Genomic DNA, 13213 nt, shown 5'->3' on the forward strand with positions numbered 1-13213 from the left:
CCCTAAATTTGTACCAATAAAATTCGTATTGAGAGAAATCTCATAAATTATAAGAAATTAAATCATGAAAAAAGTACTATTTATTCTTACCAGCCACGATCAATTGGGAAACACTGGAGAAAAAACAGGGTTTTGGACAGAGGAATTTGCAGGTCCCTATTATGAATTAGCAGATCAAGGAGTTGAAATTGATATTGCAACACCACTTGGTGGACAACCCCCTATTGATCCAAAAAGTGAAGACCCTTCTGCCGCCACTGAAGACACAAAAAGATATGACGATGATGCTACACTTTTAGAAAAATTAAAAAATACCCACCGACTGGGTGATATGAATTCAGAAGATTATGATGCCGTTTTTTATCCAGGTGGCCACGGGCCTCTTTGGGATTTAACGACCGATAAAATTTCTATAGCAATAATTGAAGATTTTTATATCCATAACAAACCTATAGCTTTTGTTTGTCACTCTCCGGCAGTTCTGAAAAATGTAAAAATAAAAGGAAAATTTTTAGTAAAAGGGAAAAAAATGACCGGGTTCTCCAATACCGAAGAAGCCGCAGTAGGTTTAACTGATGTTGTTCCGTTTTTATTAGAGGATGCGTTACAAGAAAATGGAGCTATTTATTCTAAAGTTGAGGATTGGCATCCCTATGTTGTTGAAGACGGATTGCTAATTACAGGGCAAAATCCAGCATCTTCAAAACTTGTGGCCAGAAAATTATTGGATCAATTGAATTCAAAAAACTAGAAATATGTTAAACTTTGAATTATACAATCCTACGAAACTGGTTTTCGGTAAAGGTCAAATAGATAAACTGCCTACACTTATCCCCCAGAACGCAAAAATCTTACTTGCTTATGGAGGAGGAAGCATCTTTAAAAATGGAGTCTATAACCAAGTTCACGAAAGCCTTAAAGGTTTTGAAGTCATTGAATTTGGTGGAATAGAAGCCAATCCTCATTTTGAAACCTTGATTAAAGCTGTTGCCATTATCAAAGAAAGAAAAATTGATTTTATTCTTGCAGTAGGCGGCGGAAGCGTAATTGATGGCGTAAAATTTCTATCGGCTGCAACACATTTTGAAGGCGATATGATGGATATTCTTAAAAAAAGAATTCTTTTTAAAGACCCTTCTCAAGTTGTTCCTTTTGGAACTGTTTTAACTTTGCCGGCAACCGGAAGCGAAATGAATTCGGGTTCTGTAATAACAATTGAAGCTACCCAAGAAAAACTGGATTTTGGCGGTTCAGCCCTATTTCCAAAATTTTCAATTTGCGACCCTACGGTTATTGTCTCTTTACCCAAAAGACAGATACAAAATGGAATCATTGATGCCTATACACATGTGTTGGAACAATACTTAACCTATCCACACGAAGGATATCTTCAAGACCGAATTTCAGAAGGAATTTTGCAAACTTTAATTGAAGTTGGTCCAAAAGTGGTAGAAAATCCAACTGACTATGCTTTGGCGTCCAACTATATGTGGTGTTGCACCATGGCTTTAAACGGTTTAATCCAAAAAGGGGTTCCTTCCGATTGGGCGACACACATGATTGGCCATGAACTGACAGCCATGTACGGAATTGATCATGCAAGAACTTTGGCAATCATTGGGCCTAACTTATACCGGGTAATGTTTGAAACTAAAAAACAAAAATTAGCCCAATACGGAAAACGGATTTTTAACTTATCCGGAACTGAAGATGAGATTGCGCGGGAAGCCATTCATAAAACGGTTGCATTTTTCCATACCATGGGCATGCAGACCAAATTATCTGAGTGTACCAAAGACTTTGACAAAACCGCTGATTTTATTGTCAATCGTTTTGAAGAGAGAGGCTGGAAAGCTTTAGGAGAAAAACAAAATATCACTTTAGACAAAGTAAAACAAATTGTAGAAAGGAGTTATTAAATATTTCTTAGGTAATTTATTCTAATCAACAGATAAAATTAAAATCTTGTCCTAAAAGAATAAGGCATTCTTAGAGTATATTTAAGAATGCCTTTTTATTATCCAAAAAAAAAAAAAAAAAGATTCAGCCTGCATAACGCGAAAAAAATAGATACTATCACATTGACTATCTAAATCTTAGACTGTTTTTGAGAAAAAAACAAGTCTTTCCTATCCTTTCTTAAATTGAATTGCATCCTATTCTGTATATTTTTAGTTACTTTTGAATAATTAATACTATTAGGGCTGCTTGCTTCAAAGATTATCGATTTAGGTTCTAAAAAATAAAAAAATGACAGAATATCCAAAATATGCAGTGATTGGCGGCGGAAGTTGGGCAACTGCAATTGCCAAAATGCTTTGTGTGAATCTTCCGGAAATTGCATGGTACATGCGAAATGAAGATGCTATCGATCACATTAAAACGCACCATCATAACCCCAATTACTTGAGTTCGGTTGAATTTCATATCGAAAAATTAAAACTCACCAGCGACATTAATGAAGCCGTGGCTTATGCCGATTACCTCATTTTTGCGATTCCGTCTGCCTTTTTAGGTAGCGAATTGGCAAAATTAACCGAGAGTTTAAAAGACAAAGTAATTTTCTCCGCCATTAAAGGAATCGTGCCCGAAACGAGTTTGATTGTTGGAGAACATTTCAATAAAGTCTATGACATTCCTTTCGAAAACATTGGTGTAATTACAGGTCCTTGTCACGCAGAAGAAGTGGCCCTAGAGCGTCTTTCCTATCTAACAATTGCTTGTGGCGATGCCGAAAAGGCAAAAATAGTGGCCAAATGTTTATCTAGTAACTACATTAAAGCCAAGATTACCGATGACATCATTGGAACGGAATATGCTGCCATGCTTAAAAACATTTATGCCATTGCAGCCGGAATAGCCCATGGATTAGGGTATGGGGATAATTTCCAATCTGTTTTGATGAGTAATGGCATCCGGGAAATGAAAAAGTTTATCAAAAAAGTGCATAAAATGAAACGCAACATCAATGATTCTGCTTATTTGGGCGATTTATTGGTGACGGGGTACTCCATTTTTTCTCGCAACAGAATGTTCGGAAACATGATTGGCAAAGGCTACACCGTAAAAAGTGCCATGATGGAAATGAGCATGGTTGCCGAAGGGTACTATGCGAGCAAAAGTGCTTACGAACTCAACAAATGTTATCGCGCTACTACGCCAATAATTGATGCCGTTTACAGCATTTTATACGAAGGGAAAGACGCGAAAAAAGTCTTTAAAAAACTGACGGATAAGTTGGATTGATATGAATGAAAGATGGAAATATCAAATTAAAACGGGAAGTTCTTATGGAATTACTTTGACTGCATGTATGACTATGTTACAATGGCGGGGAGGGTCAGTCGCAGACGAATTACTTTCAATGAAGTTTTTTCTTAGGGTCTTTATTTTCTTTACGACAGGAATTTTTATTTTAGGCTATATAAAATGGAAAGGCAAGGTAAAAGTCAATAATAAACAATAATTACCTCACAATTACCCCGTCCACAAACAAAATTGGGACTTCTTCCACAAAATCTTCACTGATAGAATTGGCTTTGAAAATATATTTTCTGTCGTATAAAGTATTCTCAATGAAAAAAGTAACCATGAATTCATTGTTTAAGGCCAAAACGCTTTTTTCTACCATCTCCACTTTTACGACTGAAACCGCTGGAATTTCTACAAAAGCGTGACGCAACAAGGAGGTTTTTTTCATTTCGCCATCGATGGTTCCAAAAGCTTTAGACACAACCATCACGCCATCGAGTTGAAAATCGCTGTCGTTTACGAGATATACATACCACACTTTTTCCATAAAATCGTCACTCCATTCTTGGACTGCCGCCAGGAAAACGTTTTCTACTGTTGGGATTGTGATGTCTTTTTTCATAAGTTAGTCTTAAGGTCTAAGGTCTTAAGGTCATAAAGTCGGATTTTACCTAAAACAGGAAACTCTTTCGACTTTTGACATTATGACTTTCGACTAAATAAATGATTTAAATTGTTCTAAGAAACGAACGTCATTTTCATAGAACATTCTGATATCGCCAATTTGGTACAAAAGCATCGCGATACGCTCTACTCCCATTCCAAAGGCAAATCCAGTAAATTCATCTGGGTTGATGTTGCAGTTTTTCAACACATTCGGATCTACCATTCCGCAACCGCCAATTTCTAACCAACCGGTTCCTTTGGTAATTCGATAATCGGTTTCGGTTTTTAAACCCCAATAAATATCAATTTCAGCACTTGGTTCCGTAAACGGAAAATAGGAAGGACGCAAACGGATTTTAGATTTCCCGAACATCTCCTTGGTAAAATACAATAATGTTTGCTTTAAGTCGGCAAATGAAACGTCTTTATCAATATACAAGCCTTCGACTTGGTGAAAAATACAGTGCGAACGAGAGGAAATGGCCTCATTACGGAAAACCCTTCCTGGCGAAATCGTCCGGATAGGCGGTTTGTTGTTTTCCATATACCGAACCTGTACGGATGACGTATGGGTTCTAAGTAAAATATCGGGATTAGTTTGGATGAAAAAGGTGTCTTGCATGTCACGTGCCGGATGGTATTCGGGCAGGTTCAATGCAGTAAAATTATGCCAATCGTCCTCAATTTCCGGTCCTTCGGAAACATTGAAACCAACGTTAGAAAAGATGTCGATAATTTGGTTTTTTACCAAGGATATGGGGTGACGGGAACCAATGGCAACTGGCTCGGCAGAACGGGTTAAATCACCATAAAACCCCTTAATTTCCTCTTTGCTTTCTAAGAATTCCTGAATGGTTTTTACTTTTTCTTCTGCAGTCGTCTTAAGCAAATTGATCACTTGCCCAAATTCCTTTTTTTGATCGTTAGGCACGCTTTTAAACTCAGCAAAAAAGTCCTTTAAAAGTCCTTTACTTCCTAGGAATTTAATTCGGAATGTCTCTAATTCTGCAGCATTTTGAGTCGAGAAAGCTTGTGCTTCACCAATATATTCTTTTATCTTGTCTATCATTTTCATTCCGTAATTGAGTGTGCAAATTTAAGGAATTTGTTCGAAGTTTAAAGTTTAAAATTCAAAGTTTCCTGTCAAAATCTGAAATCAATAATTATTAATCTATTAACTCTTTTTCTAAAAAGTAATTCACAATGGCTTCCTTCATTAGAACCGACTGTTCACCCGCTTTTAAGGATGGCAATTCTTCTTTTACTTTAAAATGGGGCCAACCTTCCTCATCAAAAAACTCGAATTCATAGAAACCATAGGGTTCTAACAAACGGCAAATGGCAATGTGCATCAAATTGAGTTTTTCATCTTTTTTAAAAGTTTGATGTATTTTACCCAGTTCCTGAACGCCTATCAAATAGATAATAGCATCCAAATCTAAGTCTTCCCCTTGCGAAAATTGATTGGAAAGTATATTTACCAGCTGTTCCCAGCGTTCTTTCAGTTGATTGTCTCTTGACATTTTTGATTTTTGATTTCAGATTAACGATTTTTGAATTTAGATTTTCAAAAATGGCAATCAAATTATTTTGACAAAGATAAGAACTTGAAAATTGACATCACGTAAGGAACAAATCTTTTATATTTGCCATTCTATGTAAACAGAAATGAAATGGGCTTTTTAGATATTATTTTGTGCGGCTTTTTGATTTACGGGTTCGTTCGTGGCATTTGGAATGGTTTTTTTGTAGAATTGGCATCCTTGGTTTCGATGCTTCTTGGTATTTATATCGCCATTAAATTCTCGTTTTTAATGAAATCCTTTTTGGAAAATCACGTTTCTTGGAACCCAAAAACAATACAAGTTACGGCTTTTGCTTTAACCTTTATTCTTGTGGTTGTAGGTGTTTCTGCGTTAGCAAAAGCATTTACTGTAGTTGCCAATTTTGCAAGCTTGGGTTTGTTCAACAAACTATTTGGCGGAGTTTTCGGAGTTTTGAAAACCATTTTAATTATCAGTATTACATTGAATTTGTTTCAGAAAATAAATTCCCATAACACTTTTGCAAAAAAAGAAACACTTGATAAATCCATCTTTTACAATCCAATCCGAAGGTTTCCAAAAAGATTTATCCTTCAATAGAGGAATGGTTTACGGCATTCAAAACCAAGGAATTTGAACTTGAAAATTCCGAAAAAACAGAATGAATTATTTCACTTCTTTAATAGCATTATTTGCAATCCAGCCTTCGGTTCCGTCAGTCAACTGAATTTTTTTCCAGTTATCTAAAACTTCTAGAACAAAAACTTTGGTTCCTTCGTGAAGCACCAAAACATCTGAACTGGAGGATTTTGGTTCGCTTTTTACCGAAACAATTTCGGCAAAAACAATCGCTGGTCTTTCATTTTCATAATGGCTTTTCTCGAAAAGCGCTGCTAAAACACTAATGAGGATCAGAAACACCAAAAAAAACATTCCGAAAAAGAAAATTCTTTTTGATACTGTCGTTTGCGAAAAATAATAGCCAACAAAAAACAACAAAAATAATATTGCAAGAGATACCGAGATCCAAGCCCACGAATTGTAATGAAAAATTCCTGTGAAATCTCGAATTAATTTTGCAAAACCCACTTGTGGCACTTCTTTGATTTCATCAATTTGCAATTTGCGGGCAAATTTTAAGTTATTCTGAATTTCATTGTCGTTTGGATTCAACACCAGTGCCTTCTCATAATTGTAAATGGTCGGAGCCACCTTATTGAGTTTGTAATAACAATTTCCTAAATTAAAATACAATTCCGCAGATTGTTTGTTAGCGTTTAAAACACTTTCATAAGCCGTAATTGCGTCCTTATAATTTCCATTTTGGTATAATGCGTTCCCTTTTTCAAAGCCATTTTGGGCAAAGAAAACCTGGGTTGTTAGCAGTAGTATAAATAATATCTTTTTCATTTTTTATGTTTATTGCCGCAAAGACGCTAAGGCGCAAATTATTTGTCTCAATATTATTTACTCTTTGTGGCTTGGTGTCTTTGTGGCAGATTTTTATATCTGTTTTTCCAATTCTGAAATTATTGAAATCGCTTTGTCATAATCCTGCTGAATCGCTACGCTAGACGATGGTGCATATCGGGCCAATTCACAGTTTTCGGTCAAATTAATAAAGGACTGAACCGTTTCTGTTTTGGCTTTTCTGGACAGTAAGATTTCCTGAACCTTGTCTTTACTCATTTCTGAAGTTTCGATATGTAATTTGGCCTTCAGGAAATTGTGCATTGCTTTTTCTAATGCAATATAAAACGGTTCTTTGTTGTTGATTTGATTTTTAGCTTCGGACAAATATTTCTTCGCCAATTTGTTATTCATTTTAATTCTGTTTCCATGAATATCCCCGTCGATGGCTTCTTTTTTCTTTTTAAGCAACACAATTATCGGAATGATGGAAAACGGCAGAAACATTAAAATATAAAACATGGTAGAACCGAGAAAATCAGTAGTCTTACTATTCAAAAGATTCGTTTCTAGCTTGATAAATTTAAATTGTTCTCCCGCAGAAACTTTCATTTTAGAAACCCCAGAGTTTGTGGCAACCGTATTTTCGGATGCTGATGGGCCGTCTAAAACGTTAATCATGATTTCGGGAGAAGTAATGGTTTTGTATCTTCCTGAACCCAAATCAAAATAGGTAAATGACAATGGTTTTATGGGATACTTTCCTTTAAATTGGGGTATAATGGTATAAGAATCCGATATTTGTCCGTTCATTCCCGAAAGTGGTGTTTGCACTTGTTCATTATGAACTGGATCATACATTTCAAGTGAATTGGGCAGAACCGGTTTTGGCAACGTAAATAATTTTAAATTCCCGGTTCCTGACACCGCCACTTTTAAATCTAGCGATTCCCCGTTTTTAAGATTTGTTTTTGAAGGGACTGCCGTGAAATTAAATCTGCCGACGGCACCCGAAAAATCTTGTGGTTTTCCAGCTTCCGGCAATGGTTTTACTGTAATGGTTTTACTCCCTGCGGATACTCTTTTATTATCATCAACCACTTGTACTTGTCCAAAAATATTTCGCCTGTTGGTTGGCACTTGCACATCAATATCCAAAGAAAGAGGTTCGATTTCTAGTTTTCCTGATTTTTGTGGATACAAAACGGTTTTTCTTAAAACTACAAATCGGTATTTTTCCCCATTGTATTTCCCTTCTTCAGCAACTAATTGTTTAATGTCGATATTTTGGCTCCAAAAATCATTGTATTTGGGCTTATTAAGTTCTCTCCAGTTGGTGATTCCGATGTTGTAACTAAAATACAGCTTGTAAACTACGGTAATGGGTTCGTTTACATAGGGATTCCCTTTTGAGATTTCGGCGACCAAATGAATTGCATCATCTACCGAAATTTGTGGTGCTTCATTAGGATCCCGTGGTTGTTCTACTGCTGCTGTTACATTAATTTTAATGGGATTGGTCTTGTAAATCTGTCCATTAATTTCTATGGAAGCCTGCTTAATAAGTAAACTCCCTTTTTGGGTTGGTAATAAAAAATAGGAATAGGATTTGCTAAAGGAACTCCGTCCGTTTATCCAGGATTGACTCACTTGCTGGCTTGGCCCGCCCACAATTCGGAATCCCTCAAATGATGGCGGGGAGAAATTATCTCCATCATCATTCATGGTAAAATCGATACGAAGTCTTTCGTTAAGACCTAATGTCGTTTTACTAACCTTAGCCTCAAATTGCACTTGTGCCAAAAGTCCTTGAAAACTTAATATAAATAGAAAAATATACTTTTTCATTGTGTGTTTAATCATTTTTGTATGGGGGTTGAAAATACAACTACCAATCTTTTTCTGTTTGAACCGGTTTGCCTTTTACTTTCTGGGCATTTACTTTATCCTGAACTTTCTTTTCTTCATTATTCACTGCATCCATTAGGCTCTGCAACCTTTCCTTTGAAATTCCACCAGGTTTGGGCTGTGGTTGTCCTTGTTGTTTATCGTTGCCTTTATCGTTTTTCGGATTCTTATCGCCCTCTTTTTTATCATCCTTCTTATCCTTGTCTCCGTCTTTCTTGTCGTCTTTTTTGTCTTTATCTTTCTTATCCTTTTTGTCGTCCTTTTTATCATTTTTGTTATCCTTCTTGTCGTCTTTTTTAGGCGGATTTTCTTTTAGCATTTTTTTTGCCAAAGCATAATTATAACGTGTTTCTTCATCACCCGGATTGTTGCGTAAGGCATTTTTATAGGCTTCAACGGCTTGCGTATAATTTTTTTCCTTCATCAACACATTCCCTAAATTGTGAAAGGCTTGGTGTTTTTCAGATCTTTCATTTGTGTTTTCAATCGCTTTTAAATAGGAATATTTCGCCTCTCCAACTTGATTTTGCATGTAAATCGCATTCCCTAAATTATACGAAGCGATAGCATTTTTTGGCGACTTAGACTGTGAAATTCGGTAATCCGCCTCGGCATCAGTATATTTTTTTGCTACAAACTCTTCATTGCCTTTAGGCAGGTTTTTGTCCTTTTCTTGAGCAAATGATGCCAAAGAAAGCAATAAAACCCCATATATAATTGAATTTTTCATTATTCCTTTTCATTAAATAAATTCAACTTCTTAATCCAGTTGGTTTTTCTTTCCAAGAAAAAAATATCCAAAAACAGCAAGGCAAAGGCGATTCCTAAAAACCACTGAAATTGCGATTGAAAATCGGCCATTTGCGTGGATTCAAATTCTGTTTTCTGTATATTTTCTAAGGCTTTTTTAATATAGGCCAAAACGTCTTTGGTATTGTTCCCGTTTACGTAACCTCCTTTGGTGGCCTTTGCGATTGCCATTAAACTTTCTTGGTTCAATTTAGTAATTACCACCTCGTTGTTATTGTCTCTCTTGAAACTTTCAACAACCCCATTTCGTTTCATCGGGATTGGCCCTCCTTTTTCGGTTCCAACGCCTATTGTGATGATTTTCATGCCGTTTTTATTGGCTTCATCAGCGGCAGCTTCCGCTCCTTCAGAATGATCTTCTCCGTCAGAAATCAAAATCAGTAATTTACTTGTTTTATTGCCTTTGTCAAAATACGTATTTGACAGTTTTATTGCATCGTCTAATGAGGTTCCTTGGGAGGAAACCATAGTGGTATTCATGCTTTGCAGAAACATTTTGGCAACACCATAATCGGTTGTTATGGGCAATACGGGAAAAGCACTTCCGGCATAAGCCACAATCCCAATTCGGTCATTTCCTAATTGATTGATGATTTGGGAAACAATTTGTTTGCTTTTTTCTAATCGGCTTGGCGCAACGTCTTCGGCAAGCATACTTTTAGAGACATCGACAGCAAATACTATATCAATTCCTTCGCGTTTTACGGTTTCCATTTTGGTTCCGATTTTTGGATTTACTAAGCCAAAAACAAGAGCAACCAAAGCCAACAGAAAGACAATAAATTTTAAAACGGGTTTAAAAACAGATTTCTCTGGGCTTAATTTTTTTACCAATAATACATCTCCAAACTCTCGTTGTTTTTTTCTTTTCCAATATTGAATATACAAAAAAACAACTACCAAAAGTGGTATAATAAATAAGAGATATAAATAACCTTTTTCTTCTAATTCGTACATAGTTCTTTATATAAAACTTCTGAAAATTGTATTTCGTAAACTAATTTCTGCAAAAAGCAATAAACCTGCAATCCAAACAAATGGACGGAATTTTTCATCATAATCATAGAATCGTAATTCTTCAATTTCGGTAGTTTCGAGTTTGTTGATAGCGGCATAAATTTGAGCTAATTTTTCGTTTCCGGTAGCTCTAAAATATTTTCCACCCGTTTTTTGGGCAATGCTTTGCAGTAATTTCACATCAATTTCTACAGGCATCATTCTAAAAAGAAACTGACCGTTTGGCGCAATAGCGTAAGGGAATTCTGCCGTTCCGTTAGTCCCAATTCCTATGGTATATACTTTTATGCCGTATTGTTGTGCAATATCTGAAGCGGTTTCGGGCTCAATAAATCCAGCATTGTTTACCCCATCGGTCAATAAAATAATTATTTTGCTTTTGGCTTTGCTGTCTTTTAATCGATTTACGGCCGTGGTCAATCCCATTCCTATTCCCGTTCCGTCTTGCAAAACGTTGTCGTATTTTATGCTATTTATGGCGTCTAACACAACTGCTTTATCACTGGTTACTGGCGATTTAGTATAGGCTTCGGCTGCGTAAACAACAAGTCCTATTCGGTCGTTTGGTCGTTCTTCCACAAAATCAGAAGCTACTCGTTTTAGCGCTTCCATTCGGCTGGGCTTTAAATCTTTGGCCAGCATACTTCCGGAAACGTCTACTGCCATCACAATATCAATTCCTTTAGTTGTTTTGGTTTTGTTGCTTACATCAACCGTTCTTGGCCGTGCCATGGCAACAATAAGCGAGCTTAAAGCCAAAAGCCGCATTACCATTAAAAGTGGTTTTAATTTGGCCAAAAAAGAACTTGAAGCTTGAAATCCTTTTAAGGAACTTATTTTTAATGTAGGTTCTTGGTGATTTCTCTTCCATAATAACCATGCAATTGCCACTGGAATTAAAAGAAATAACCAAAAAAACTCGGGATTTAAAAAGGTGACGTTTTTCATTATTCGCTTGCTTTTTTAAGTTCGACTGAGTTTAAAATTCGTTCCGATATTTGGTTGGCATATTTGTCTCCTTCTTCGTGCAAGAATAAAATTTGTTGTAAACCTCCTTCTTGACTGAACAATAAGATTTCATAATACAATTTGGTGCTTGTTTTATTGATTCCATCTATTCTAGAAAAAGTACCAAATCCTTTCATTCCTTTTACGCCTTCTTTGGTTTCAAAATCTTCTTTTTTGACAATCATATTTTGAGCGCCTTGAGATTCTAGAACTTGTAAAGAACTTTCCATTGATTTTGACAAATCGATTTCACCTTCCTTTTTGTATTTTATAGTAGAAAGAATCAACTGAAAATTATCTGAAATACTTCCATAAACAAAGGATTGCATTTCTTTAATAAGCGCCATTCCGTCTTTAGGCAAGGACTGGGTTAAATCAGTTCTTTTAAGCACTTTTGGCGTTTCAATTTTCACGCTTGGGTTTCCGTATTCGCTATAAATCCATTCGCCTTCCAGCAATTCTTTGGATGGATTTCCCAGAATATTGTCCTTTACATAATCAAAACCTCTAGTCGTAATCAGGAACAAAAAAACGGCTAAAATTAATGTGACAACAATTCCGACAGACATTATAATTTGAGTTTTTCTCTGTTTTTTCAATTGCAATTTAAGTTGTTCTTGACGCTGCAATTCGTTAAGCAACATATCATCTTCGGTTTCTACAACTACTGGAATCGATTTATCAAGCGTGATTATTGCCTTTTCTATTTTTTTGCGATCTTCTGTAATTTCGAAATCTAAAGGTTTTGATTTGGCGAATTTCACTAAATCGGCTTGTTTTAAAACGCGTTCCAGGTTCTCGATGGTTTCCTGAGAAAGTACCATTTTCTTTTTGAGAGAAGCCACTCTAATTCCTTCAATCAATTCAGAAGTAGTACTTTCCATGGCCGGAATATCAATTGCTTCTTCTATATAGTTTCTGGCAATATCGGTTAGTTCGCTATAATAGGCTTTGACTTCGCCTTTTTGCCAAAGTTCTTTTTTCTCTAAAGTATTCAGCAAACTGGTTGCTTTTTCTATTGGAGTTTTAAAGATTTCTTCTTCTATTTCTTTCTTCTGACGAATTTTAAGCCACCAATAAACAAAAGCTGCAATTCCGGCAAGTAAAACTAAGATTAAAAACAATTTCCAAATCCAACTTTTGCTCGATGTAACTTCGGCAATGGGTTTGATGTCGTACATTTTTTGTTTTAAAGTATCCACCACAACATTTGAAACCTCTACTTTAATGCTGTCTGTAAAAAAAGGTTTGTTGTTAATTAAAACTTTGACACTTGGAATGCTATATTTCCCGCTATCAAATTGAGTTAGTCCGTATTTTTTTATTAGCTCATAGCGGTCTTTATTTTTTATGGTATCAACCGCATATGATCGTATGACTTCTAATGGCCCAAGGTTTTTTGAATTTGGAAAAACCACTTTCGACAAAGTATTGACAGACGTTTTTAGCGTTAGTTTAAACTCCGCTCCAATCTTGTTTTTGTTAGTATCAATGCTTGTAACCACCTGTTTTTGTTGTGCAAAAATGGTGGTGGAAAGCAGTAATAGTAAGTAAAGTTTAATTTTCATTTTATTATCCTCTCCCCAACCCTCTCCAAA

Annotated in this window: 13 protein-coding genes; 4 read left to right on the plus strand and 9 right to left on the minus strand. The window is 35.9% G+C overall.

The annotated features are described in order from the left end of the window. Nucleotides 1-64 precede the first annotated feature (64 nt). The 3 genes from DB895_RS02520 to DB895_RS02530 all read left to right on the plus strand — a co-directional run bounded on the left by DB895_RS02520 (nucleotide 65) and on the right by DB895_RS02530 (nucleotide 3246). Entirely contained in the window at nucleotides 65-751 is a 687-nt protein-coding gene (locus DB895_RS02520) for a type 1 glutamine amidotransferase domain-containing protein (protein WP_116723776.1), read from the plus strand. 4 nt (nucleotides 752-755) lie between these two features. Next, the gene (locus DB895_RS02525) at nucleotides 756-1919 is read left to right on the plus strand and encodes an iron-containing alcohol dehydrogenase (protein ID WP_116723777.1); all 1164 of its coding nucleotides are present in this window, start codon (nucleotides 756-758) and stop codon (nucleotides 1917-1919) included. A gap of 331 nt (nucleotides 1920-2250) precedes the next feature. After that, entirely contained in the window at nucleotides 2251-3246 is a 996-nt protein-coding gene (locus tag DB895_RS02530) for an NAD(P)H-dependent glycerol-3-phosphate dehydrogenase (protein ID WP_116723778.1), read from the plus strand. A 220-nt stretch (nucleotides 3247-3466) separates the two neighbouring features. On the opposite strand, the gene DB895_RS02540 is transcribed toward DB895_RS02530, so the two are convergent. The 3 genes from DB895_RS02540 to DB895_RS02550 all read right to left on the minus strand — a co-directional run bounded on the left by DB895_RS02540 (nucleotide 3467) and on the right by DB895_RS02550 (nucleotide 5441). After that, nucleotides 3467-3874 (minus strand): hypothetical protein, encoded by a 408-nt coding sequence (locus DB895_RS02540; RefSeq protein ID WP_116723780.1) that lies wholly within the window; start codon nucleotides 3872-3874, stop codon nucleotides 3467-3469. Between the two features lie 93 nt (nucleotides 3875-3967). Next, nucleotides 3968-4987: a phenylalanine--tRNA ligase subunit alpha gene (pheS, locus tag DB895_RS02545; protein ID WP_116723867.1), complete on the minus strand. Its 1020-nt coding sequence runs from the start codon at nucleotides 4985-4987 to the stop codon at nucleotides 3968-3970. Between the two features lie 97 nt (nucleotides 4988-5084). After that, nucleotides 5085-5441 (minus strand): hypothetical protein, encoded by a 357-nt coding sequence (locus DB895_RS02550; RefSeq protein WP_116723781.1) that lies wholly within the window; start codon nucleotides 5439-5441, stop codon nucleotides 5085-5087. A gap of 150 nt (nucleotides 5442-5591) precedes the next feature. Here DB895_RS02550 and DB895_RS02555 point away from each other — a divergent pair, with 150 nt between their 5' ends. Continuing rightward, nucleotides 5592-6062, plus strand: a complete 471-nt coding sequence (locus DB895_RS02555) for a CvpA family protein (protein WP_317046094.1) — start codon at nucleotides 5592-5594, stop codon at nucleotides 6060-6062. A gap of 66 nt (nucleotides 6063-6128) precedes the next feature. Here DB895_RS02555 and DB895_RS02560 read toward each other — a convergent pair whose 3' ends face one another. The 6 genes from DB895_RS02560 to DB895_RS02585 all read right to left on the minus strand — a co-directional run bounded on the left by DB895_RS02560 (nucleotide 6129) and on the right by DB895_RS02585 (nucleotide 13183). Then, the gene (locus DB895_RS02560; protein WP_116723782.1) at nucleotides 6129-6872 is read right to left on the minus strand and encodes a tetratricopeptide repeat protein; all 744 of its coding nucleotides are present in this window, start codon (nucleotides 6870-6872) and stop codon (nucleotides 6129-6131) included. Nucleotides 6873-6965: 93 nt separating this feature from the next. After that, complete coding sequence (locus DB895_RS02565) at nucleotides 6966-8720, minus strand: BatD family protein (RefSeq protein WP_116723783.1); 1755 nt, start codon at nucleotides 8718-8720, stop codon at nucleotides 6966-6968. Nucleotides 8721-8760: 40 nt separating this feature from the next. After that, nucleotides 8761-9510 (minus strand): tetratricopeptide repeat protein, encoded by a 750-nt coding sequence (locus DB895_RS02570; protein ID WP_116723784.1) that lies wholly within the window; start codon nucleotides 9508-9510, stop codon nucleotides 8761-8763. Continuing rightward, nucleotides 9510-10547 (minus strand): VWA domain-containing protein, encoded by a 1038-nt coding sequence (locus DB895_RS02575; RefSeq protein ID WP_116723785.1) that lies wholly within the window; start codon nucleotides 10545-10547, stop codon nucleotides 9510-9512. The genes DB895_RS02570 and DB895_RS02575 overlap by 1 nt, the downstream gene beginning before the upstream one ends. A gap of 6 nt (nucleotides 10548-10553) precedes the next feature. After that, on the minus strand, nucleotides 10554-11555 hold the full coding sequence (locus tag DB895_RS02580; protein ID WP_116723786.1) for a vWA domain-containing protein: 1002 nt from the start codon (nucleotides 11553-11555) through the stop codon (nucleotides 10554-10556). Next, the gene (locus DB895_RS02585; RefSeq protein WP_116723787.1) at nucleotides 11555-13183 is read right to left on the minus strand and encodes a hypothetical protein; all 1629 of its coding nucleotides are present in this window, start codon (nucleotides 13181-13183) and stop codon (nucleotides 11555-11557) included. The genes DB895_RS02580 and DB895_RS02585 overlap by 1 nt, the downstream gene beginning before the upstream one ends. Nucleotides 13184-13213 lie beyond the last annotated feature (30 nt).

Source organism: Flavobacterium psychrotolerans (assembly GCF_003097635.1).
Lineage (GTDB): Bacteria > Bacteroidota > Bacteroidia > Flavobacteriales > Flavobacteriaceae > Flavobacterium > Flavobacterium psychrotolerans.

Excerpts from the sequence above, each read along its gene's own strand:
- pheS (WP_116723867.1), bottom strand. The coding sequence starts at position 4,987 with ATGATAGACAAGATAAAAGAATATATTGGTGAAGCACAAGCTTTCTCG.
- DB895_RS02575 (WP_116723785.1), bottom strand. The coding sequence starts at position 10,547 with ATGTACGAATTAGAAGAAAAAGGTTATTTATATCTCTTATTTATTATA.
- DB895_RS02540 (WP_116723780.1), bottom strand. The coding sequence starts at position 3,874 with ATGAAAAAAGACATCACAATCCCAACAGTAGAAAACGTTTTCCTGGCG.
- DB895_RS02525 (WP_116723777.1), top strand. The coding sequence starts at position 756 with ATGTTAAACTTTGAATTATACAATCCTACGAAACTGGTTTTCGGTAAA.
- DB895_RS02520 (WP_116723776.1), top strand. The coding sequence starts at position 65 with ATGAAAAAAGTACTATTTATTCTTACCAGCCACGATCAATTGGGAAAC.
- DB895_RS02570 (WP_116723784.1), bottom strand. The coding sequence starts at position 9,510 with ATGAAAAATTCAATTATATATGGGGTTTTATTGCTTTCTTTGGCATCA.
- DB895_RS02550 (WP_116723781.1), bottom strand. The coding sequence starts at position 5,441 with ATGTCAAGAGACAATCAACTGAAAGAACGCTGGGAACAGCTGGTAAAT.
- DB895_RS02530 (WP_116723778.1), top strand. The coding sequence starts at position 2,251 with ATGACAGAATATCCAAAATATGCAGTGATTGGCGGCGGAAGTTGGGCA.
- DB895_RS02585 (WP_116723787.1), bottom strand. The coding sequence starts at position 13,183 with ATGAAAATTAAACTTTACTTACTATTACTGCTTTCCACCACCATTTTT.
- DB895_RS02565 (WP_116723783.1), bottom strand. The coding sequence starts at position 8,720 with ATGAAAAAGTATATTTTTCTATTTATATTAAGTTTTCAAGGACTTTTG.
- DB895_RS02555 (WP_317046094.1), top strand. The coding sequence starts at position 5,592 with ATGGGCTTTTTAGATATTATTTTGTGCGGCTTTTTGATTTACGGGTTC.
- DB895_RS02560 (WP_116723782.1), bottom strand. The coding sequence starts at position 6,872 with ATGAAAAAGATATTATTTATACTACTGCTAACAACCCAGGTTTTCTTT.
- DB895_RS02580 (WP_116723786.1), bottom strand. The coding sequence starts at position 11,555 with ATGAAAAACGTCACCTTTTTAAATCCCGAGTTTTTTTGGTTATTTCTT.